We start from the raw sequence: 22364 nt of genomic DNA, 5'->3' as shown, positions 1-22364 counted from the left end.
AGTATGCACAGACACAACCTCCCCCTAGCCCGCCAGATGGCGTCGTCCGCTGCGCCATTGCAGCAGATTGATCAGCAGCAACAGTATAAACGACACAACAAGCATAACCACCGCAATCGCGGTTGCACCCGCATAGTCATACTGCTCCAGCTTCGTCATAATGAGCAGCGGTGTAATCTCAGTGCGCATCGGCATGTTGCCGGAAATAAAGACGACCGATCCGTATTCGCCGATAGCCCGGGCGAAAGCCAGCGCGAACCCTGTCAGTACCGCCGGAATCAATTGCGGCAGTATCACCCGGAGGAACGTCTGCCAGCGGGTGGCTCCCAGGGTGGCGGACGCCTCCTCAACCTGTTTGTTAAGTTCCTGAATGACCGGCTGCACGGTTCGTACAACAAACGGCAGACCTATAAAGGTAAGCGCTATGATCACTCCCAGCGGCGCATAAGCCGCCTTGATGCCCACCGCTTCAAGATACCGGCCAATCCAGCCGTTTTGAGAATACACGACCGTTAGAGAAATGCCCGCCACGGCAGTCGGCAACGCGAAGGGCAAATCGACGAGCCCGTCAATAATGCGTTTGCCCGGAAATTGATAACGAACCAAAACCCAAGCCACCAACAACCCGAACACCGCATTGACAAGAGCCGCCGCAAAAGAAGCCCCGAAACTGAGCCGGTAGGACGCCACGACACGCGGTGCCGTGACAATTTCAAGGAATTGGTCCCAACTCAATGAGAACGTCTTAAAAAAGAGCGCGGAGAGCGGAATCAACACGATCAGGCTTAGGTAAAGCAGGGTGAACCCCATCGCCAACCCGAATCCGGGCAGGACACTGTGCCGCTTCAAAATCTTTGCCATTTCATCACTCCCCTATGAGCGTCCGTATCCCTGTGTACTTTTACCGACCGTCCCGCTGCTTTTGATACTACTTCTGATAGATTTGGTCAAACACGCCGCCATCGGCAAAATGCGTTTTTTGCGCCTTCTGCCAACCGCCGAACACCTCGTCGACCGTAAACAGGTTCAGCTTCGGAAACTGATCGGCATATTTGGCCGCAACCGATTGCAAGCGCGGACGATAATAATTTTTGGCGGCGATTTCCTGGCCCTGTTCCGTATAGAGATATTCAAGATAAGCCTGAGCCACGGCACGGGTTCCGCGTTTGTCGACCACCTTGTCGACGACGGCGACGGGCGGCTCCGCAAGGATACTGACAGACGGCACCACGATTTCAAATTTGTCTTTTCCAAATTCCTTAAGCGATAGAAATGCCTCGTTTTCCCAAGCGATCAGCACGTCGCCGATGCCCCGCTCCGCAAAAGTCGTCGTCGAGCCGCGGGCGCCGGAATCCAGCACCGGAACGTTTTTATACAGGCGGCTCACAAAATCTTTGGCCTTGCTCTCATCGCCGCCGTTATTCTTAAGGGCATACCCCCAGGCCGCCAGGTAATTCCAACGCGCTCCGCCCGAGGTCTTCGGATTGGGAGTAATAACCGACACGCCCGGTTTGACCAAATCGTCCCAATCTTTGATTCCTTTCGGGTTTCCTTTGCGAACCAGGAACACAATCGTAGAGGTATACGGAGAACTGTTGTCCGGCAATCGCTTTTGCCAGTCGGCCGGGATTAGCTTGTTAGCCGCAAGCTCGTCAATATCGTAGGCGAGCGCCAGCGTCGCCACATCCGCTTCCAGTCCGTCGAGAATCGCGCGGGACTGTTTGCCCGATCCGCCGTGGGATTGTTTGACGTTAACGGTCTGACCGGTCTTGTCTTTCCAATACTTAGCAAACGCGCTATTGAATTCCTGATAGAGTTCCCGCGTGGGATCATAGGAAACATTGAGCAGTTCGACGGTTTGGCCAGCGGCTTTTGAATTCGCATTCGCCCCGGAATCGGTTCCGCTCGCCGGCGCGCCGCCCCCGCTCCCGCATCCTGCAAGTCCGGCTAGCAATCCGCCCGTAATCATCAACTGAATCCATTTGTAGACACGAGGTTTTTTGCGGTCTTTAGGTTTTACTGTCATAACAATCTCGCCTCTTTCTCAATGTTGTTGTGAACAAAGCAAAAAGGCCCCTTGTCATGCAGGAATCCTGCACGATAACGGGAGCCTTCGGTGGTCCGATCGGCACATGCCATTTTTGGTTTGTAAGAGTTACTTGTTCCCTTTCCGGGAAGAACGACTTTCAACCGGATTGACACGTTCCAGAGGGTAGCGCAGCTTTTCCGTCCGTTCGATCTGCATGATCCGGGAATCATGCACAACAATGTGAACGGAACCGTACTCAAGATTGTTGAGGGCGTTACGGATACGGTCAATCCATACATCCGGCGGCGTTTGATGATTCTTTTCCGACATTGCACTCCCCTCCCTCTATAAAAATTTTTAATGATGAAAATAACAAAAACTTATTCATTTACCCGAAAAAGACGGCACCCCCGTTCACATAGGCTCATCACCCGGTGCCTTATACCACTCTATGGCGGGCGTTTGCCAGGGGATACAATTTTTCGAAAAATAATTCCCGAGTAAATAGGTTTGTTTTTAAGTAATTTTGGTTGTTACCAATTTACATCGCATTCGGATAATTGTCAATACTCTATTTCAACGGATAGTTTATTCCCTGAAAGAGGCCTGCATTTCGGGTTCAAATTCAGCCTGGCGGCCGCTTCCCGGCTTTCGTCTCAACTCCCGCACAATCGCCGGCAAAACATTCGCCAGATACGCCCAGAAGCGGATAAACGACCGCCCAGTCGTCCGCACTTTATAAGGAATCGGCACTTCCGCCATGCGATACCCTTGCCGCACGATATTCAGCGTCATCACTTGCGCGTAGTTGTAATCGTGGATAATATCCATCGTCGCCAGAACTTGCCGCGAAAAAGCGCGAAACCCGGTCTGCCCGTCCGTGATTTTTCTGCGCAAAATCAGCATTTGCAGCAAAGTGAAAAAATAGTTGCCCAACCGCCGGTGCAGCTTCATGCCGCGAATCGTGCCGGCAAACCGGGAGGCGAGGACATAGTCGGCCTCTCCTTTCCGGATCGGCGCCAATACTTGCGGAATATAATCGGCCGGGTATTCGTCGTCCGCATCGATCATCACGGCAAAATCGGTCCCCAGCCGATAAGCTTCCCTCAGCCCTTCCCGCACGGCGGCGCCCAATCCGCGGTTTTTCGGGAAAGACACGACATAATCCGCGCCAGCTTCCCAGGCGACGGCCACCGTTCGGTCCGTCGACCCGTCGTCGACAACAAGGACTTCCACCCGCAGCCGGGGATCAAAATCCCTCGGCACTTTCCGAATCACGTTCGCAATCGAGTCTTCTTCGTTCCATGCGGGAATGACCACCATCAATTTCTTCATGCTGTAGCCCCTTCACTGCTGACTGTCTCAATCGCTTCCAAGAGCACGGGTCCGCGCGACTTGTCCGGGAACGGAACCCCCAGCAGACAGGCGATCGTCGGTGCCAAGGAGACAATGCTGCGGTGTTCTCTGACGACCACTCCCCGCCGGATACAAGATCCATGCAGGATGAAAGGCACATACCGCTCTCCGGCATCGAGGTGGCCGTGCCCGCCGATTCCGTTCCCCTGACCGTGGTCGGCCATCACCACCAACACCGTGTCGTCCATGAACCCTTCCTGCTCCATCCACCGGCAAAAATCCTCGATCAGCCGGTCCGACTCTTCGATTTTTTCCAGATACTCCGGATACATGACCCCGCGGCTGTGCCCCGTCTGATCCACCGCAATCATTTGGATCACCATCAGATCCGGATTTTCCCGTTTCATGATCTCCTTCGCCCGGGACATAATCTTCTGGTCGACAATGTCGTTGTTCTCAACCGCCGTAAAGCTTTCGACATAATCGCCGAACGCGTCGATCAAGTGGGCGCATCCGAACAGGACTCCTTTTTTCCCATTCTGTTTCAATTTGTCAAAAACACTTTCAACGCGAACGCCCAACTTCCAGACCATATTCGACCGAATCCCGTGTTCGCGCGGATAAGTGCCGGTAAACATCGACGAAAAACAGACAACGGTGCGGGCCGGGTAAACCGTCTCCATGGAGTCGTAGTACACGCCGGTTTTTCGCAAATAATCGAGGAACGGCGTATCCGCCTCCTCCAAGCGCTCCTTGCGGCAGCCGTCAATGACGATCACAACGACCCGCTTGGCAAGCGGAGCGGCTAACCCGACGCTTTTCGTATAGGCCGGATATTCCTGCGGTTGCCAATTGAACAACAGCTTGTGCACCAACCAACTGTAAACGGCGACCGCCGCAACGAAGCCGGCGTACGGCACGGCGAACGGTTCAAGCGATGGGGACACGCCCACCCCGGCCGCGTCCCAGCGCCCCGCTCCAAGCCGGAAGTAGCTCCAATCCAGCGCCTGCAGCAGCAAAAACGCTTTCGGAAGCTGCTCGAACACATTGCCGCTTGTGGAATCCGTATTTTTCAGAAACAACTTCCAGATCCGCGTGAAATTCCACCAGGTCGTTCCAATCCGCAGATGGTAATACAGTGTCCCCCAGAAAAAAAAGGTGAAAAACGCATACAAACCTGACGCCCACAACAACAGACCGCCGTTCCAGTGGCCGAACAGCCCGGCAAACGCTGCCAGCGGCGGCAGCAAAAACCAGCGCAGGTGCAGGGGGAAGTCGTAGATGTAGTACAAGAGAAACAGCGGAAGCGTGACAACCGCCGCTTTTCCGAGACGCGGCAGGTCAACCGCGAAACCGTTCGCAACCAGAAAAACAGACAAGACGAATACAGGAGTAAACGTCTTGCCCTCGTTCAGCACGTTCCAGCATCTTGCAGCAAGAATTTCGAACCGGGTAGCGGATTTCACGATTCTTTCGCCACCTTTGCGTTGCCGGCAACCGGCCGTCCTTCCGCCGCCTTCGCGTCGGCCGTTTGCTCTTCGCGAGCCGCGGCTTCCGTCTTCGCCGCTTGAGGTTGTACGGCCGACTGCGCATTACGGCGAAGGATCAAGAAGTACAGCGCCACAAAATACCCGATATAAAGCAGCACCTCTTCCAGCGAAGGACTGGCAGAATAGCCGAACAGCGCCTTCAGGAAAATTCCGACCTGTCCCGACAAAATCGGCTCTTTGCCGGTATCTCGCACATAGTGCTCGTAATCGATGGGATGCTCCGGCATCAACCAGGTCAGGTCATAAAGGTGCGGCATCACGCTGCCGACCAGATTCAGGTCCTGCATCATGGAGAATCCCTGCACCAAAAGACCCGCCGCGATCAGGATAATAAACGCGCCGGTCACCTTAAAAAAGATTTTCAGCGGAACCCGCATCGTGCCTTTAAAGAAGAAGTGGCTGACAACCGCCGCCAACACAATCCCGGTAGCGGCTCCCCAGCCTTGCATGGCGGCTCCGATGTTGCCTCCCGTGATCGCGGCAAAGAAGAACACCGTTTCGACCCCTTCCCGCAGCACGACAAGGAAAGAGTGAACGACCATGCCGAACACGTTGCCGGCTGTGATGAACCGATCGAGTTTGCCTTCGACTTTTCCTTTGATATCCCGGCTTTGCCTGGCCATCCAGAATACCATCTGGGTCAAGAGGAGAGCGGAGACAAACATAATCCCGATTTTCAAATACATCTCACTGCCCATCGCGGCAAACCCGGTCAGGACAACCTGGAACAGCAGCGCGACCGCAAAGCTCGCTGCCACGGCAAGTCCCGCGCCGGACCAGACGTATTTGACAAATTCGGGACGCTGAACCCGCTTCAAGTACGTCGTGATAATTCCCACGATTAACAAAGCTTCCAACGCCTCGCGAAACGTGATCAAAAACGCTTGGATTTCCATGCTGTTTCCCCCTTGCCCTTCCGCAATTCTTCATGCAATGCCGGCGTACCTTCGTAGAGAGTGATTGTGTGATAAGTGGGATATAACCAGGGACTTCCTGTAAACACCGCCACTTCCCGAAAAAGCTGCTTGACCGGCCGGTCCATCCCCTCAACCAGCGCGCTTGTCGCCAGAATCCGGGCGGGCGGCTCCGGATACTGCAGAATCTCCTTCCGGAAGTCCTCCCACTTGCGCAACCGGATCGCGGTATGAGCCGGACTTACGTAGTGGAGAACCCGTTGTTCTTCCCATGTAAAAATCAGAGTGTTTTCCGTCGAAACATTCGCCTTCACATAGCGGGCAAGTTGCATCATTGGGGATTCGGTCGCATGAGCTTCCTTTAAAAGCGGATACGAAACGCCAGTCATCGCAATCCCCCAGACAACTCCCAAAACCGTGAAGATTCGCCGCTGCAAAACAGTGTGTAGCGGCGCCGCCCAACCGGCCAGCCGCCACAGCCCCGTCACCAGCAAATAAAGAAGCGGCGGCAGCAGCGGCAGTATGTGTCTTGGCTTCTCGACATTCTGCGCAAAAAACGCCCAAAGCAGATAAGGAACGATCCAGATCAGTAAAAATACCGCTTTTCCGGCGGGAAGCCGGTGACCAAAGCCACCCGTCAACCCCAACCTTCCGCCAGCTGCAAAAAGGCGAATGGCGCTTGCTGCGGCAAGACCCACGGCGCCCGCCGCAATCAGAACCGTCGAAATCCACCGCCACACTTCCGTTTTCAAAAACACTTCCGGGAAGCCGTCAATTCCGGCAAACCTGACGTCTTCCGGCCAGATCGCCCCCAACCCGGCCGCTCCGATCTGGTGGAAGAAAAAAAGTCCGGCACGGGCCAAAAGCGCGCGGTCCAAAAACGTTGAGCCGGCATGATAAACGCCCCCCCAGTCGGAGAAATGGCCGCCCGTAAAAGACACGGCCACCGCCAGAAACGAATCGATGCCGCCCGTTGAAACAATCAAGGCCGATAACCAGACCGCACAGGTGACGGCCACCGCCCCGGCGGAAACCGCTGCAAGGCCAAGCCGCCGCATCACCGGGAGCCCGGATGTGCGAAACACACGAACGACCGCCCACAACCAGAGGGCTGACAGCGCCCAATAGGAGACGCGAACTCCAAGCAACAGCCCCAACGTGATTCCTGCCGCCAGCAAACACCATGCGGCCGGACTCGTCAGCCACCGCGCAGCTCCGTTTCCCGGCTTTCTCCCCACCCGTGCGGTCCCGCCGTCTCCCGCCGCGCTCCACGAAAAATACGCGAGCCAGGCGGCCAGAAGCACGCCGAGCGATTCGGACATCGGCTGAATGCCGGTCACCAGCGGCAGCGGAGCCAACGCGTATAACCATACCGTGATCCGGGCAATCGCCGGAGACCCCATTTTATGAAACAACAGCCAGAGCGGAATGACCGTCAAACCGCTCGCTGCGGCTGACAATACGCTCAACGCCAAAAATGGGTCCTGCAGCCATAGCCAAAACAGGTGCGCAACCAAAATGTAGACCGGATATCCCGGAAAATGCGGCTGCATCCGGGAGAGATCATACTGCTCAAGGGCAAGCGCAAAATCCACGTCGTCCCATCCGGTCGGGTACGGGGCGATGAACAAAAGCCTTATGGCGACCGCAACCGCTGTCGAGACGACAAGGCCGACTCCTGCCCGCAACCGTTCCCGCCGGCTCACTTTCGCATCTTCTTTCGCGTGAATACGACAATTCCCGCGACGACGGCCACAATCATGGCGATCGGAATCCAGTTCTTCACATCGGAAAAATCGGTCCCGACTTGTTGGGTCCGGTTTTTCTCATTGCCGGGACCGCTGCCTTCCGTAAAATGGCCGATCTCCAAACTCTGCAACCCGACTTGTTTCTGCAAGGACTTCAAAATGGTTTCTTTGCTGGCTTTGAAGGCGGCCGGATCCGGCTCTTTCACACCGACGCCGAACAACCCCGGATTCCCCAAAGATTGCAGCGCTTTCTCGAACTCCTGCCGCAGCGCGGCATCTAACGCGGGATCTTTTTGCTTCACTGCCGGCGAAAGGGCTTCATACGTGGCGTTCGCTTTCGCGATCAGCAGCTTGCCTTGCTTGTAATTCTGAAAATCTTTTTCGATGTTGTCGAGCCGTCTGGCGATATTCAAAACCAGGATCTTCTGCATGTCGGAAATGACGTTTTCCTTCTTCCTGTCCTTTAAGTTCGCCAATACCGATGCCGCCGGTTCGGTTCCCATGTGCATGTCGAGTTCCTGCTTGACGGGCTCGAACACCGCTTTGGCCCCGTCAAAATCGGGTGGTGTTTCGTTCAGTTTCGCCACTATTTTTTTGTACGCTTCAGCCACCGGCTCCTCATTCGGGTCCCCGTACGAATAGGCGTTTGCCGTAGCCGGGACCCATCCGGCAACCCATATCAACACAAAAGCGCCAAGCAACCCGTTGTGCAGTCGCTTCCATATCCCTGACTTTCCCATTGCTGCCACCCCTCCGCTCCGCCTTAACCAAGCGGAGTCCACTGTTACGGTCGAATGTGTGCAAACGGGGTACCCGGTTTCCCGGATACCCTTTTTATACTATTTTCCTGCTTTTCCGAGTTTATCCAACGCAGGTTCGATCTCTTTTTTATAGAGCGCTTCCGCTTTCGTCTTGTCGTTCGCCTTCGCCGCTTTCACCAGTTCGCCCGCTTTTTCAAGCAGCGCCTTGGTTTCGGCTTCGCCCAGCAATTTCTTGGCGTCCGCCTCGATCACCTGAATGAAGAGAGCGCCTTCCAAAGCGGTGACAGCTCCTTTGTCCTTGCCGAAATTCTCGAAGGATTCCTTGTATTCACCCTTCGCAACACTTGCAAAGGCGCGGACAAACGCTTTGTTGATTTCGTCGCCTTTGATGTCTTTCGCGGCCGTTTTCAGATCGAATTTGTTTTGGATGAATTCCGCGTCTTCTTTGGCGGATTTCGCAAGGTACCCGTAAAGCGACTGATAGAAAGCCCATCCTTCCGCCTGCTCCGCCTTCGGGTCTTTCCCCTCCCGTACCGCCTTCTCAATCTTGTAAGCGTACCCTTGCGCGCCGCCAACCGCAAGATAGAACGCCTTCATCAAAGTCTTGTCGACCACTTGCTTTGCCAGAGAGAAATCGAGTTTGTTGCCGCCCTCGATTGCGGTGGCCATATCTTGCAACGCGCCGTCAATCGCGGCCGCCAGTTGGGTTCCATACGCCTTGTCTCGCTTCTCGACAGTGGATTTGAGGACACCGTTGTAGTACGCTTTTGCCTCCTCGACTTCCTCCTTGGCTTTCGTCTTGTCGGAGAAATGCTCCTCCGCTTCTTTCAATTCGTGGCGGAGAGTCAAGAAGAACGCCTTTTGGCCAAGCTTGTTAACGATTTGCTCGACGATGTCGGATTTCAACTGACCGTCTTTGCCCGCTTTGACCGCATTGGAAATTTGCTGGTCGAGCTCTTCCTTGAACTCGCTGTCGCGAGCTTGCACGAACGTCTTGAACTGATCGTTGTAGAGCTTTTCGATTTTGTCGTAATCCACCTTGCCGCCGTCTTTGCCTTTGGCCAGCTCGTCAACCATCTCCTTGTACGCCTTGACTTGTGCGTCGGCAGCCGATTTTTGCTCTTTCGGAGCCTCTTGTTTCGGCTGTTCCGCCGGTTTACCAGCCTCTTGCTTCGCGCCGCAAGCAGTTAAAACCAATGAAGATGCAAATACTGCAATGGCCCATTTCTTGTATAACACGTCGTTTCTCCCCCTGAATATGTAGTTTGTTTGGAATGATTCCAATTTAAATGATAATGATTATCAATTCCAATATTAGAATACAACGAGCCGGGTGTTTTGTAAAGGGGGAAAATCAAAAAAGAAAGCACCCCAAAGGGTGCATCATTCAGCAATACAGTCATTCGGCCATCTCCCGTCCGATCTCCGGCACTCGTCGCATGCCGTGTACTCCCTCACCGGTAAATTTGCCCGCCGCTTTCCCGGAATTCCTTCGCCTTTTCCTTCAGCCCCTCTTCGATCGCCGCCTCAAAGTCAACGCCCTTGGTTTCGGCATATTCGCGGATATCCTGCGTGATCCTCATGCTGCAGAATTTGGGGCCGCACATCGAACAAAAATGCGCCGTTTTGGCCCCTTCGGCCGGAAGCGTTTCATCATGATACTCCATTGCCCGTTCCGGATCGAGGGACAGGTTGAACTGGTCGCGCCACCGGAATTCGAAGCGTGCCTTGGAGAGGGCGTCGTCCCGTTTTTGGGCGCCAGGATGCCCTTTTGCCAGATCGGCAGCGTGCGCCGCAATCTTATAGGCGATCACTCCTTCGCGAACGTCGTTTTTGTTCGGAAGGCCCAGGTGTTCCTTCGGGGTCACGTAACAAAGCATCGCAGTGCCGTACCAACCGATCATCGCCGCGCCGATCGCGGAAGTGATGTGGTCATAACCTGGCGCGATATCGGTCGTCAGCGGTCCCAACGTATAGAACGGCGCCTCATGGCAGATTTCCATCTGGAGATCCACATTTTCTTTAATCTTGTGCATCGGAACATGGCCGGGGCCTTCGATCATCACCTGAACGTCGTGTTTCCAAGCGATTTCGGTCAGTTCGCCCAGCGTTTTCAGTTCGGCGAATTGGGCCTCGTCGTTGGCGTCGGCGATCGATCCCGGGCGCAAGCCGTCTCCCAGCGAGAAGGCCACATCGTAGGTTTTCATGATTTCGCAAATCTCTTCAAAGTGGGTATACAGGAAGTTCTCCTGATGATGGGCGAGGCACCACGCCGCCATAATCGAGCCGCCGCGGGACACGATGCCGGTTACCCGTTTGGCGGTCAGCGGGATGTACCGCAAAAGCACGCCGGCGTGAATCGTGAAATAATCGACACCCTGTTCCGCCTGTTCGATCAACGTGTCGCGATAGACCTCCCAACTGAGATCCTCCACCACGCCGTTCACTTTTTCCAGGGCTTGATAGATCGGAACCGTTCCGATGGGAACGGGAGAATTGCGGATGATCCATTCGCGCGTAGTGTGGATGTTCTTTCCCGTGGACAGATCCATGACCGTGTCCGCGCCCCAGCGAATCGCCCAGGTCATCTTCTCGACTTCCTCTTCAATCGACGAAGCGACGGCGGAATTTCCAATATTGGCGTTCACTTTCACGTGAAAATTGCGCCCGATAATCATCGGCTCGCTTTCCGGATGGTTGATGTTCGCCGGAATGATCGCGCGGCCGCGGGCCACCTCTTCCCGGACAAATTCCGGCGACACCCCTTCCCGTATCGCGATGAACTCCATCTCCGGCGTAACGATGCCGCGGCGGGCATAGTGCAACTGTGTCACGTTTTTTCCCGGTTTCGCCCGCAGCGGACGGCGCTTGAGCCCCGGAAAAATCTCGCGGTTCGCCCGGGGATCGTCTGCCCGCAACCCATCGTCTTCCGGTTTGACTTCCCTCCCCTCATACTCTTCCACATCGCCCCGTTCCAAAATCCAACCGCGGCGCAAAGCCGGAAGCCCTTTTCGAATATCGACGGAACATGCGGCATCCGTATAAGGACCGCTTGTGTCGTAAACGCGAACGGGTTCGTTTTCAACCTCTCCCTGCGGAGTCGTCGACGGATGCAGTTGGATTTCCCGCATCGGAACCCGAATATCGGGGCGCGAACCCTGCACGTACACTTTGCGGCTCCCCGGAAAAGCGGACTTCAACTCGATGGCGGGCCGGTCTTGCAAACTTTTGGTCATATCCTTACCTCCTTTTTTTCGGAAACGACCCGAGCTTGGCAGACATGACCGGATAAAAACGGCAGGATTGGCTGTACAAGAAACCGGGTCCCGTTCAAAAACAGGACCCGGCCGACAATCCGCAAACGGGCAATCGCAAGCCTATCCGCGAAAAGATGCAAGCCAAACTACTTTCCCACGCTGGTATGATCCAGATCAGGTCCCGAGAGTCAAGGAACTTCATCGCGTTCCTTTCTCAGCCCAAGCTCTTGGGCACCCCTAGTAGCAACACTTTTTTTCTTACAATTCTAAATTACTCCAAGTGAAGAAGGTTTACAAGGCGGTTTTTGAAAAATTGCCTGGCTATTCCCGAAACGCTTTGTCGGAAATATCCGTCCGGTAGTGCATGCCTTCGAAACGGATGGATTTTACCCCGCGATAAGCCGCTTCTTTGGCTGCTTTCAAATCGGGCCCAAAGCCGGTTATGCCGAACACCCGGCCGCCGTTTGTGACAAACCGCCCGTTGGCGGCGGCAGTTCCCGCATGGAATGCCACCACTTGTTCCGGCAACCGGTCAAGCCCTTCAATCACGTCACCCTTCCTGTAAGCACCGGGATATCCTTGGGCCGCAAGAATGACACAAACGGCAGCCCCATTTTTCCAGGAAAGATTCACTTCGTTCAACCGGCCGTCGATCACCGCCTCCACCACGTCAACCAGATCGTTCTCCAACAAAGGCAGCACAACCTGCGTCTCCGGGTCGCCAAAACGGGCGTTAAACTCAATCACCTTCGGGCCTTCCGCCGTCAGCATCAATCCGGCGTACAGCACGCCTTTGTACGGCGTTCCTTTTGCCGCCAGCGCCTGAACCGCCGGGCGAACAATCGCCGCTTCCACTTCCCGCAACAGATCTTCGGTTACTTTGGGCACCGGCGCATAGGTTCCCATGCCTCCGGTATTCGGGCCGCGGTCCCCGTCGAAAACTTGCTTGTGATCCTGCGAGGGCACCATCAGTTTCACCGTCGTTCCATCCACAAATGCCATAACCGTCGCTTCTTCGCCCGCAAGAAACTCTTCGACCACCACCTGGCTTCCCGCCTCGCCAAACGCCTTCGCTTCCATAATCGTCCGGACGGCATCCTCCGCTTCGGCGAGGGTTTGCGCCACAATCACGCCTTTTCCCGCCGCCAAACCATCCGCTTTTACGACGATCGGGGCGCCTTGTTCCCGAATGTATTGCAAAGCGGCTCGCATATCCGTGAAAGTGCGGTACTTGGCTGTGGGAATCCCGTTGGTCAGCATCAAATCCTTGGCGAACGCCTTGCTGCCTTCAATCAGGGCGGCCGCTTTGCACGGTCCGAAAATCCGCAGCCCGCGCCGCTCAAACTCGTCCACCACACCCGCCAAAAGGGCCGCTTCCGGTCCGACCACCGTCAGATCGATTTTTTCCCGCTCCGCAAAATCGGCCAACCGGTTGACCGCATCCGCAGGAATCGCGACACACTCCGCCAGTTCCGCGATCCCAGCATTGCCCGGAGCGCAGAACACCTTTTGCACGCGCGGGCTTTGGGCTAGCTTCCAGACAAGAGCGTGTTCACGACCCCCGCTTCCGATCACGAGCACTTTCATACAATTGCCCTCCTTTTTCGACAGACAAGGTCTGACCTCCTGTTTGCATGCGGTTCTGACCTGCCGTATCTGTGCATCTGCAGCCATACAAGGTCTGACCTGTGTTTGACATCCGCTTCTTTTTCCGCACGCGCCTTTTTCGCTCCCGTCTGTCAAACGATGTCACGCGATGCGGGATTTTGAACGCGAACACGGGTCAGACCTTATTTTTCAATTTGTTGTCTTGTGGCTATCGCATTTCCAAGCCATTTCGCGTCATATCTTGGCAGATTTCTCCGCTGCTTGTCGAATTCAAAAATTCGACAAGCAAATCGGCAAAAAATTAATGCTTAAAGTGCCGGATTCCGGTAAACACCATCGCAATTCCCAAACGGTCCGCCGCCTCGATGGATTCCGCGTCTTTAATGGAACCGCCCGGCTGAATGATCGCCGTGATTCCCGCTTTCCCCGCCTCTTCAACGGTATCGGGCATCGGGAAGAACGCGTCGGAGGCAAGCACCGCTCCTTTCGCCAGATCGCCCGCCTGTTCAATCGCGATTTTGGCGGCTCCGACCCGGTTCATCTGCCCGGCGCCGATGCCGATGGTTCGGTTCTCGCGCACCAACACGATCGCGTTGGACTTGACGTGTTTGACCACCTTCCAGCCGAACAGAAGCTGTTTCAATTCTTCCTGCGTCGGCTGGCGGCGGGTCACCACTTGCAAGTCGTTCTCCGAAACGGCCTTCCGATCCAGGTCTTGAATCAACAAACCGCCTTCCACTTTCAATGTGGTGCGGGAAACGGAAAGCGCGGACGCGGATTGTTCGCCGTCAGGGCCTTTGGCGGCGCTGTCCGCCCCTCCTTCTCCGACTGCCACTTCCAGCAGCCTGAGGTTTTTCTTTTTGCTCAAAATGTCAAACGCCGCCGGCTCAAAACCAGGCGCCAGAATAATTTCCAGGAACAGTTCGGACATTGCCCGGGCGGTCTCAACGTCCACTGGGCGGTTCAATGCGATGATGCCGCCAAAGATGGAGACCGGGTCCGCCTCGTACGCTTTCTTCCAAGCCCCGCAGATCGTATCCGCAATTCCGACACCGCACGGATTGGTGTGTTTCACCGCTACAACAGCGGGTTCCCTGAATTCCTTGACGATGGAAAGCGCCGCGTTGGCATCGTTGATGTTGTTGTAGGACAATTCTTTCCCGTGCAGTTGTTTCGCTCCCGCGATGGTGTCCGCGCCCGCAGCCGGTTCGCGATAGAACGCCGCTTTTTGGTGCGGATTTTCGCCGTACCGGAGATCCTGCGCTTTTTCGTAAGTCAGCGTGATCGTTTCCGGGAACTCTTCCCCTGTCTGGCTCGTCATGTACTGAGCCACCAGCGCGTCGTAGGCGGCGGTGTGACGGAACACCTTGGCCGCTAGGGCAAGGCGGGTTTCTTCCGGAATCGGTTGTCCCGCGTCGAGACTTTCCACTACCAAGCCGTAATCGGCAGCGTCCACCAGCACGATCACATCGCGGTAATTTTTCGCGGCGGCGCGAAGCATGGAAGGTCCGCCGATGTCGATGTTCTCGATGGCTTCCTCATGGGTTACGCCCGGTTTGAGAATCGTTTCTTTAAACGGGTAGAGGTTCACCACAACCAGATCGATCGGCCGGATCCCAAGCCTTTCAATCGCCTGCATATGCTCCGGATTGCTTCTCACAGCCAATAAACCGCCGTGTATGTTCGGATGGAGGGTTTTCACCCGTCCGTCCATAATCTCCGGAAAGCCAGTGACATCCGAAATGCCCGTCACCGGGATGCCCTCTTGTTCGAGCAGTTTCGCGGTTCCTCCGGTCGATACAACCTCCACGCCGTGCCGGACAAGCGCTTTCGCCAGTTCCACCACGCCGGTCTTGTCCGATACGCTGATTAACGCCCGTTTCATGGCAAAAAAACCCCCCAACCAAATCCCCATCAAAGTAACGCGAACACCTCCGCCAAACTGACGTCAAGCTTCGCCGCGCGTTCCGAATCGATCCGCCGCAAAAGATGACGCAGTGGCATTCGGGTTCCGAATTACTTTGACGGGGACTGTTCATGATGTTTTTTATATTCCACCGTTCTCCCGTTTAGCGTGATCCAACCCCTTGCAAAATCAGCGACCACCCGTGGCAACAGCCGATGCTCCACCGCGTGGATTTTCGCCGTTAGCGTCTCTCTCGTCTCGTTCTCTTCAATCATGACTATTTCTTGGGCGATGACCGGCCCCGTATCCATTCCTTCATCCACAAAGTGGACGGTCACTCCCGTCCGCTTCACGCAAGCTTCCAAAGCCTGTCCAATCGCATCCTTGCCGGGGAACATCGGAAGCAGCGAAGGATGCAAATTCAGGATGCGGCCGCGATACGGTTCCAGCAGAGTCGGCCCCACCAGCCGCATATAGCCCGCCAGTACGATAAAATCGACTTGCTTCTCGGTGAGTTCCGCTAGAATGCGCGCTTCATAAGCGGCTTTGTCGGGATACTCCTTCGGCACGACAACCAGTGCCGGAACCCCCGCCTGCTGCGCCCGGTTCACCGCCTTCGCTTCCGGTTTGTCGCACACCACCAGCACGATTTCCCCTCCGCCGAGGTTGCCTTCCGCAGCGCGTTCCAACAATACCTGCAAGTTGCTCCCGCTGCCCGAGGCAAACACGGCGATTCGCTTTCCTGCGGTTTGTTCTGCCGCCCGCCCGCTCATACGGTTCCCTCGATTCCGGGAATCCGGACTTCCCGTTTGCCTTCGACAATTCGTCCGATACGGTATGCCCGTTCCCCCAGACTGATGGCTTCCTTGACAAAATCGTCCGCCTGCTCTTCCGGAACCACCGCAACCAGGCCGATCCCCATATTGAACGTGCGATACATATCGACTGCCGGGATCTGCCCTTCCCGCTGCAACAACTCGAAAATCGGCAGCACCGGCCAGGAACCGGTCCGGATCTCCGCCGCGCATCCGTCCGGCAACACCCGCGGAATGTTCTCGAGAAAACCGCCGCCGGTGATATGGGCCATTGCGCGAACATCAAACTTTCCGCAAAGGGCGAGGCCGTTTTTGACATAAATACGCGTTGGCGTCAAAAGCTCTTCCCCGAGTGTTTGCGCGAGACCGTGGGGCTGCGAATCCAGAGAGTACCCGCGATCTGCAAGGAAGACCTTGCGAACCAGCGAGTACCCGTTGGAGTGCAGCCCGTTCGAGCCGAGCCCGATCAGTACGTCGCCCGGCCGCACCCGGCTGCCATCGATCATCTTGCTTTTATCGACGATTCCGACGGCAAAGCCCGCAATGTCGTATTCCCCGTCGCCGTACATGCCGGGCATCTCCGCTGTCTCGCCGCCCACCAGCGCACAACCGGCCTGTACGCAGCCGTCCGCGATGCCTTTGACGATTTGTTCGGCCGTCTCGGGAACGAGCTTTCCCGTAGCCAGATAATCCAGGAAAAACAGGGGTTCCGCGCCCATCACGAGGATGTCGTTCACACACATGGCAACCGCGTCGATACCGATCGTATCGTGTTTGTCCATCAGAAAAGCGATTTTCAGTTTGGTGCCAACCCCGTCAGTTCCCGATACCAAAACCGGTTCTTTATATTTGTCCGGATCCAGTTGAAAACCGCCGCCAAATCCCCCCAGTGCGGTAATCACTTCAGGCCGGAGCGTGCGGGCGACATGCGGTTTGATCCGGTCAACCGTCTCGTTGCCTGCGTCGATATTGACACCCGCTTGCGCGTATGCGTCCAACCGCGATTGTCCCTGAGAATCTGAAGGAGCAACGCGATCTCCCTGCGATGCGCCCGTTCGGTTCTGTTCGCTCACGTTTCCCCCTACCTTTCCAGCATGTGTTTTTCGAGGTCTTCGTAGATCTCGGTCGGATACCGCCCGGTAAAGCAAGCGTTGCAAAATTTGTGATTCGTTGTGTCTTCCTCCCCGAACGCCCGAAGCATCGCCGTTTCCGACAGGTAATGCAAAGAATCCGCCCCGATATACTCCCGGATTTCATCCACCGTTTTGTTCGCGGCGATCAATTCGTTTCTCGCCGACGTGTCAATCCCGTAAAAACAGGCGTGTGTGACAGGCGGCGACGAGATCAGCAGATGCACTTCCGTCGCGCCGGCGTCCCGCAGCATTTTGACAATCCGTTTGGAAGTGGTGCCGCGAACGATGGAATCGTCGATCAGCGCGACCCGTTTTCCTTCCACCACTTTGCGAACGGCCGACAACTTCAGTTTCACCCCGCGTTCGCGCAGTTCCTGGCTCGGCTGGATGAACGTCCGGCCGATATATTTGTTTTTGATCAACCCGATTTCGTAAGGAATGCCGGTCGCTTCCGCATATCCGATCGCGGCGGAGATGGAGGATTCTGGAACGCCGATCACGACATCCGCCTCCACCGGATGCTCTTCTGCCAAAAGCTTGCCGAATCTCTTGCGGATGGAGTGGACGTTCACCCCGTCAATGTCCGAATCCGGACGCGCAAAATAAATGTACTCAAAGGTGCAGAGCGAGGTTTTGGAAGAGAATGCGAATTTTTCCGAACGCAGGCCGTTTTTGTCGATGATCAGCATTTCGCCCGGTTCAACGTCCCGCATGAATTCGGCGCCAATCGTATCAAACGCGCACGTTTCGGATGCAACCACATACGCGCCTTCGAATTGGCCAAGCGCCATCGGGCGCAATCCGTGCGGATCCCGCATGGCCAACAGCTTGTCGTCAGTCAGAATCAGAAACGCATACGCGCCTTTCACGACGGATAGCGATTCTTTGACGTTCTCCTCGATTGTCGGCAGTCCCGACTTGGCGATCAGGTGGGCGACCACTTCGGTATCGCTGGTCGTTTGAAAAATACTTCCCTGCCGTTCCAGTCTCCCGTGAATTTGGTACGCGTTGATCAGATTCCCGTTATGGGCGAGCGCCATGTTGCCGCGTTGGAATCCGAACGTCAACGGCTGCGCATTGGCAACGGAAGAATCGCCCGTCGTCGAGTAGCGGACATGGCCGATTGCCGAATGACCTTTCAGCGTCTTGAGAATATCTTCGTTGAACACCTCGGACACAAGCCCCATGCCCTTGTGCGAATACAGTTTGCGGCCGTCAACGGTCGCGATTCCCGCGCTTTCCTGGCCGCGGTGCTGCAGGGCATAAAGGCCGTAATAGGTCAGTTCCGCCGCATTTTCATGGCCGAATATCCCAAATACGCCGCATTCCTCATGCCATTTGTCCGAATTTATTTCATGATGCATGGGATGGCACCTCTCCATGTAGTTGCAAGTTTGTCAACCTGTTCGTCAACCGCAACTTGGCCGTTTACGGCGATCACGAGGTTCGTTCCTTGCACGCGGCCGATGCGGGCACACGGAATTTTATGCTCCCGTGCGAGAGCTTCAAACTCTGCCGCCTTGTCAGGCTCCACTTCCAGGATGATCCGGGAAGGGCTTTCCGCAAACAGGGCAAAATCCGGTCGCAGCTCTGTCGTCAATTCAACAGCCGCTCCCTTTCCTCCCGCGATTGCGGACTCCGCCAGCGCGACCGCCAGTCCGCCTTCCGCACAGTCATGGGCCGAGCGGACAAATCCCTTTTGAATTGCGGAGAGCGTAAAGCGCTGGACCGATTTTTCCAATTCGAGATCGATGACGGGCGCTTTTCCCGCCACCTGGCCGTGGACAGTCTTGAGGTATTCGGAACCGCCGATATCCGCATTGGTCACACCGGTCAGATACAGCAGGTTCCCTTCCTCCTTCCAGTCCGATGTCGTGATGTGGTCAAGATCGTGCACCAGACCGACCATTCCGATAATCGGCGTCGGATAGATGTCGATGCCGTTCGTTTCGTTGTAGAGCGAAACGTTGCCGGAAATCACCGGCGTTTCCAGCGCACGACAAGCTTCCGCCATCCCGTCGGCCGATTTTTCCAATTGATACATGATTTCCGGCTTCTCCGGGCTTGAATAGTTGAGGCAATCAGTTACCGCAAGCGGTTCGGCCCCCGTACAAACAACATTCCGCGCCGCCTCGGCGATTGCCAGCTTGCCGCCCGTTTCCGGGTCAAGGTAAACATAGCGGCCGTTGCCGTCCGTCTTCATCGCCAACGCCTTGCGGGTTCCCCGAATCGAGACAACCGCCGCGTCAGACCCGGGGCGCACCACCGTCGATGTGCGAACCATGTAGTCGTATTGCCGGTACACCCATTCTTTCGATGCGATCGTCGGCTGACGCAGCAGGGTGTGCAGGACATCGCCGAGATCTTGCGGCTCCGGCAGCGTATTGATATCAAACGATTCCGTCTCGTCGAGATAGGCCGGGCGCTTCGCCGGGCGGTGGTATACAGGCGCGTCGTCAACCAATGTGCGGACCGGAATCTCGGCCGCCACTTCGCCGCCTTCCTTGATCCGCAGCATGCCGTCGTCCGTCACACGACCGATGACGGTCGCTTCCAGGCCCCATTTTTTGAAGATTTCTTCCGCAATGTGTTCCTTGCCGCGCTCCATAACGACAAGCATCCGCTCTTGCGACTCGGACAGCATAATTTCGTATGGCGTCATTCCTTCCTCCCGCCGTGGTACAAGCGCGACATCCAGTTCCAGTCCGGAACCGGCGCGAGACGCCATTTCGGAAGAAGAAGAAGTCATGCCGGCGGCTCCCATGTCCTGAATCCCGACAACAGCTCCGGTTGCAATCAGTTCCAGGCACGCTTCCAGCAGCAGCTTTTCCATAAACGGATCGCCGACTTGCACGGCGGAACGCTCTTTCGAATGCGGGTCTTCCGCCGAAGCGAATGTGGCGCCGTGAATGCCGTCCCGGCCGGTGCGGGCACCGACGACCATGACCGGGTTGCCCACGCCCGAAGCGTTTCCTTTTGTGATTTTGTCTTGATCGATTACCCCCACGCACATTGCGTTAACCAACGGGTTGTGCGTATAGCGCTCGTCAAACACTACCTCGCCCGCAACGGTGGGGATGCCGATACAGTTTCCGTATCCGGCGATTCCCGCCACAACATGGCTGAACAGGTAGCGGTTGCGCGCATTATCCTCAATCGGACCGAACCGAAGGGAGTTGAGCAGGGCGATCGGGCGCGCCCCCATTGTAAAGACGTCGCGAATAATCCCGCCTACACCGGTGGCAGCCCCTTGGTACGGCTCAATCGCCGACGGGTGGTTGTGCGATTCGATCTTGAAGACGACCGCTTGATTGTCGCCGATATCGACAATTCCCGCGTTTTCGCCAGGTCCCTGCAGCACCCGCGGCCCGGAGGTGGGAAACCGTTTCAATACAGGCTTGGAACTTTTGTAAGAGCAATGCTCCGACCACATGACCGAATAGATGCCGGTCTCGACATAGTTTGGCTGACGTCCGAGCAGCCCGACGATTTTTTGGTATTCATCATCCGTCAAACCAAAGGTGCGGTAGATTTTTTCGTCGGCGATTTGCTGCGGAGTCGGTTCGTTCCGTTCAGGCCGCCGGGGCGCTTGTTGCGCAGTCCCTTCGTTATGCACCGTGCTTCTCCCTCCAGTCGCGAAGAATTGATGTAAAAAGCGCACGGCCGTCGCTTGAGCCGAGCAGGTCGTGCACCGCGCGTTCCGGGTGCGGCATCATGCCGAGCACATTGCCTTGTTCATTGCAGACCCCCGCAATGTTGTCGACCGAACCGTTCGGATTCTTGCCGTAATACCGGAAGACGATCTGGTTGTTGGCCTTCATCTTCTTGAGCGTCTCGTCATCCACATAATAGTTCCCTTCGCCGTGGGCGATCGGGATGTTGATGATTTGCCCCTTCTGATAGTCCTTCGTAAAAGGGGTATCCGCGTTCTCCACCACAAGCGGCACGATTTCGCAATTGAACTGCAGGTGGTTGTTGCGGCGGAGAGCCCCCGGCAGCAAACCGGATTCGGTCAGAATCTGAAACCCGTTGCAAATTCCGATGACGAGTTTCCCTTCCGCAGCCGCTTTTTTCACCTGTTCCATGACGGGAGAAAATCTTGCGATCGCGCCGCAGCGCAGATAGTCGCCGTAAGAGAAGCCGCCCGGCAGAAAAATGCAATCGTACCCGGACAAATCGGTCGCGTGGTGCCAGACCGGGTCAACCGGTTCCCCCAACACGTCTTCGATGGCCTTCACAGTGTCGATATCGCAATTCGAACCTGGAAAAACGATGACGGCAAATTTCACGGGTTTACACCTCCGTCAGTTCGAACGTGTAGGTTTCGATCACCGTGTTGACCAACAGCTTTTCGCACATTTCGGTCACCCGTTCCGCCGCCGCCCGCTTGTCGTTGGTGTTGACTTTGACTTCGAGGAATTTGCCGATCCGGACGTCTTCCACTTCGTCATAGCCCAAAGCGTGCAGAGACTTGGTGACAGCCGATCCTTGCGGATCGAGAACGGACGGTTTCAAAGTGACGTGAATTTTTGCCAAAATCATTGATCATTTCCTCCCAGTCTCCGCAAAATTTCTTCATACGCTTCTTCCACCGACCCGAGGTCGCGGCGGAAACGGTCTTTGTCCAGCTTTTCCTTTGTATCCGCGTCCCAAAATCGGCAGGTGTCCGGCGAAATCTCATCCGCCAGAAGCAGGTTGCCTTCCGCGTCGATCCCGAACTCCAGTTTGAAATCGACGAGCAGCAGATTTTTGTCCGCCAGATACCCTTTCAGGTACACATTGATTTGCCGGGCCAAATTTTCAAGCTCGGCCACCTGTTCGGACGTCGCCAGTTCCAGCACGTCGATGTGGGAATGATTGATCAGCGGATCGCCCAACGCGTCGTTTTTGTAGTAAAATTCGATGACCGTTTTCGGCAAAATCGTGCCTTCTTCCCAGCCGATGCGCTGAGCGAGCGAACCGGCCGCGATATTGCGGACGACCACTTCCAGCGGCAAAATCCGGACCTTCTTGACAAGCATCTCCCGCTCCGACAAAGTGTCGATATAATGGGTCGGAATCCCCTTGGCTTCCAGCATCCGGAAGAACAACGAAGCGATCCGGTTGTTCAGTACCCCTTTCCGGTCGATGGTCCCTTTTTTCTGGCCGTTAAACGCGGTCGCGTCATCCTTGTACTCGACGATGACTTTGGTTTCATCGTCAGTCAGGTAGACTTTTTTCGCTTTCCCCTCATACAGCAGATCTCGCTTGACTGGCATGCCCTTTCCCCCTCTTTATCTATTATGAC

19 protein-coding genes and 1 riboswitch are annotated in these 22364 nt (G+C 55.8%); all 19 genes read right to left on the bottom strand.

Translation table 11 applies throughout. The features are described 5' to 3' along the window. Positions 1-24 precede the first annotated feature (24 nt). The 19 genes from cysT to purC all read right to left on the bottom strand — a co-directional run bounded on the left by cysT (position 25) and on the right by purC (position 22335). Positions 25-861: a sulfate ABC transporter permease subunit CysT gene (gene cysT / locus AC4ED1_RS09875; protein ID WP_490938104.1), complete on the bottom strand. Its 837-nt coding sequence runs from the start codon at positions 859-861 to the stop codon at positions 25-27. Positions 862-928: 67 nt separating this feature from the next. Further along, the gene (locus AC4ED1_RS09870; protein ID WP_490938142.1) at positions 929-1969 is read right to left on the bottom strand and encodes a sulfate ABC transporter substrate-binding protein; all 1041 of its coding nucleotides are present in this window, start codon (positions 1967-1969) and stop codon (positions 929-931) included. Positions 1970-2155: 186 nt separating this feature from the next. Next, complete coding sequence (locus AC4ED1_RS09865) at positions 2156-2359, bottom strand: YezD family protein (RefSeq protein ID WP_490938102.1); 204 nt, start codon at positions 2357-2359, stop codon at positions 2156-2158. A 258-nt stretch (positions 2360-2617) separates the two neighbouring features. Then, on the bottom strand, positions 2618-3364 hold the full coding sequence (locus AC4ED1_RS09860; RefSeq protein ID WP_490938100.1) for a glycosyltransferase family 2 protein: 747 nt from the start codon (positions 3362-3364) through the stop codon (positions 2618-2620). Then, positions 3361-4851, bottom strand: a complete 1491-nt coding sequence (locus tag AC4ED1_RS09855; RefSeq protein ID WP_490938098.1) for an alkaline phosphatase family protein — start codon at positions 4849-4851, stop codon at positions 3361-3363. Before AC4ED1_RS09855 ends, AC4ED1_RS09860 begins: the two co-directional genes overlap by 4 nt. Further along, on the bottom strand, positions 4848-5831 hold the full coding sequence (locus tag AC4ED1_RS09850; protein ID WP_490938096.1) for an FTR1 family iron permease: 984 nt from the start codon (positions 5829-5831) through the stop codon (positions 4848-4850). Before AC4ED1_RS09850 ends, AC4ED1_RS09855 begins: the two co-directional genes overlap by 4 nt. After that, positions 5810-7555 (bottom strand): hypothetical protein, encoded by a 1746-nt coding sequence (locus AC4ED1_RS09845; protein ID WP_490938094.1) that lies wholly within the window; start codon positions 7553-7555, stop codon positions 5810-5812. Before AC4ED1_RS09845 ends, AC4ED1_RS09850 begins: the two co-directional genes overlap by 22 nt. Then, positions 7552-8337, bottom strand: coding sequence for a hypothetical protein (locus AC4ED1_RS09840; protein ID WP_490938092.1), 786 nt, complete (start codon positions 8335-8337; stop codon positions 7552-7554). The genes AC4ED1_RS09845 and AC4ED1_RS09840 overlap by 4 nt, the downstream gene beginning before the upstream one ends. 99 nt (positions 8338-8436) lie before the next feature. After that, a complete protein-coding gene (locus AC4ED1_RS09835; protein WP_490938090.1) occupies positions 8437-9597 on the bottom strand; it encodes a hypothetical protein in 1161 nt (386 codons plus the stop codon). Positions 9598-9812: 215 nt separating this feature from the next. Next, positions 9813-11594, bottom strand: a complete 1782-nt coding sequence (thiC, locus tag AC4ED1_RS09830) for a phosphomethylpyrimidine synthase ThiC (protein ID WP_490938088.1) — start codon at positions 11592-11594, stop codon at positions 9813-9815. A gap of 155 nt (positions 11595-11749) precedes the next feature. After that, positions 11750-11864, bottom strand: a riboswitch (TPP riboswitch). A gap of 72 nt (positions 11865-11936) precedes the next feature. Further along, positions 11937-13202, bottom strand: a complete 1266-nt coding sequence (purD, locus tag AC4ED1_RS09825; RefSeq protein ID WP_490938086.1) for a phosphoribosylamine--glycine ligase — start codon at positions 13200-13202, stop codon at positions 11937-11939. A gap of 322 nt (positions 13203-13524) precedes the next feature. Beyond that, complete coding sequence (gene purH, locus AC4ED1_RS09820; protein WP_490938084.1) at positions 13525-15108, bottom strand: bifunctional phosphoribosylaminoimidazolecarboxamide formyltransferase/IMP cyclohydrolase; 1584 nt, start codon at positions 15106-15108, stop codon at positions 13525-13527. Positions 15109-15239: 131 nt separating this feature from the next. After that, positions 15240-15902, bottom strand: a complete 663-nt coding sequence (gene purN, locus AC4ED1_RS09815) for a phosphoribosylglycinamide formyltransferase (protein ID WP_490938082.1) — start codon at positions 15900-15902, stop codon at positions 15240-15242. After that, on the bottom strand, positions 15899-16942 hold the full coding sequence (purM, locus tag AC4ED1_RS09810) for a phosphoribosylformylglycinamidine cyclo-ligase (RefSeq protein ID WP_490938140.1): 1044 nt from the start codon (positions 16940-16942) through the stop codon (positions 15899-15901). Before purM ends, purN begins: the two co-directional genes overlap by 4 nt. Before the next feature lie 83 nt (positions 16943-17025). After that, complete coding sequence (gene purF / locus AC4ED1_RS09805; RefSeq protein WP_490938080.1) at positions 17026-18441, bottom strand: amidophosphoribosyltransferase; 1416 nt, start codon at positions 18439-18441, stop codon at positions 17026-17028. Next, the gene (gene purL, locus AC4ED1_RS09800) at positions 18426-20693 is read right to left on the bottom strand and encodes a phosphoribosylformylglycinamidine synthase subunit PurL (RefSeq protein WP_490938078.1); all 2268 of its coding nucleotides are present in this window, start codon (positions 20691-20693) and stop codon (positions 18426-18428) included. Before purL ends, purF begins: the two co-directional genes overlap by 16 nt. After that, positions 20686-21366: a phosphoribosylformylglycinamidine synthase subunit PurQ gene (gene purQ / locus AC4ED1_RS09795; protein ID WP_490938076.1), complete on the bottom strand. Its 681-nt coding sequence runs from the start codon at positions 21364-21366 to the stop codon at positions 20686-20688. The genes purL and purQ overlap by 8 nt, the downstream gene beginning before the upstream one ends. A gap of 4 nt (positions 21367-21370) precedes the next feature. After that, positions 21371-21619 carry a phosphoribosylformylglycinamidine synthase subunit PurS gene (gene purS, locus AC4ED1_RS09790; RefSeq protein ID WP_490938074.1) on the bottom strand — a complete coding sequence of 83 codons (249 nt, stop codon included), beginning with the start codon at positions 21617-21619 and terminating at the stop codon, positions 21371-21373. Further along, positions 21616-22335: a phosphoribosylaminoimidazolesuccinocarboxamide synthase gene (purC, locus tag AC4ED1_RS09785; RefSeq protein ID WP_490938072.1), complete on the bottom strand. Its 720-nt coding sequence runs from the start codon at positions 22333-22335 to the stop codon at positions 21616-21618. The genes purS and purC overlap by 4 nt, the downstream gene beginning before the upstream one ends. Positions 22336-22364: the final 29 nt, after the last annotated feature.

Source organism: Effusibacillus sp. SKA8 (assembly GCF_058273125.1).
The sequence above is the reverse complement of the archived record's forward strand: the minus strand, read 5'-3'. Positions and strand labels throughout refer to the sequence as shown.

Excerpts from the sequence above, each read along its gene's own strand:
- purF (WP_490938080.1), bottom strand. The coding sequence starts at position 18,441 with ATGCATCATGAAATAAATTCGGACAAATGGCATGAGGAATGCGGCGTA.
- AC4ED1_RS09870 (WP_490938142.1), bottom strand. The coding sequence starts at position 1,969 with ATGATTACGGGCGGATTGCTAGCCGGACTTGCAGGATGCGGGAGCGGG.
- purC (WP_490938072.1), bottom strand. The coding sequence starts at position 22,335 with ATGCCAGTCAAGCGAGATCTGCTGTATGAGGGGAAAGCGAAAAAAGTC.
- purN (WP_490938082.1), bottom strand. The coding sequence starts at position 15,902 with ATGAGCGGGCGGGCGGCAGAACAAACCGCAGGAAAGCGAATCGCCGTG.
- purD (WP_490938086.1), bottom strand. The coding sequence starts at position 13,202 with ATGAAAGTGCTCGTGATCGGAAGCGGGGGTCGTGAACACGCTCTTGTC.
- thiC (WP_490938088.1), bottom strand. The coding sequence starts at position 11,594 with ATGACCAAAAGTTTGCAAGACCGGCCCGCCATCGAGTTGAAGTCCGCT.
- cysT (WP_490938104.1), bottom strand. The coding sequence starts at position 861 with ATGGCAAAGATTTTGAAGCGGCACAGTGTCCTGCCCGGATTCGGGTTG.
- AC4ED1_RS09860 (WP_490938100.1), bottom strand. The coding sequence starts at position 3,364 with ATGAAGAAATTGATGGTGGTCATTCCCGCATGGAACGAAGAAGACTCG.
- AC4ED1_RS09865 (WP_490938102.1), bottom strand. The coding sequence starts at position 2,359 with ATGTCGGAAAAGAATCATCAAACGCCGCCGGATGTATGGATTGACCGT.
- purS (WP_490938074.1), bottom strand. The coding sequence starts at position 21,619 with ATGATTTTGGCAAAAATTCACGTCACTTTGAAACCGTCCGTTCTCGAT.
- AC4ED1_RS09850 (WP_490938096.1), bottom strand. The coding sequence starts at position 5,831 with ATGGAAATCCAAGCGTTTTTGATCACGTTTCGCGAGGCGTTGGAAGCT.
- purH (WP_490938084.1), bottom strand. The coding sequence starts at position 15,108 with ATGAAACGGGCGTTAATCAGCGTATCGGACAAGACCGGCGTGGTGGAA.
- AC4ED1_RS09840 (WP_490938092.1), bottom strand. The coding sequence starts at position 8,337 with ATGGGAAAGTCAGGGATATGGAAGCGACTGCACAACGGGTTGCTTGGC.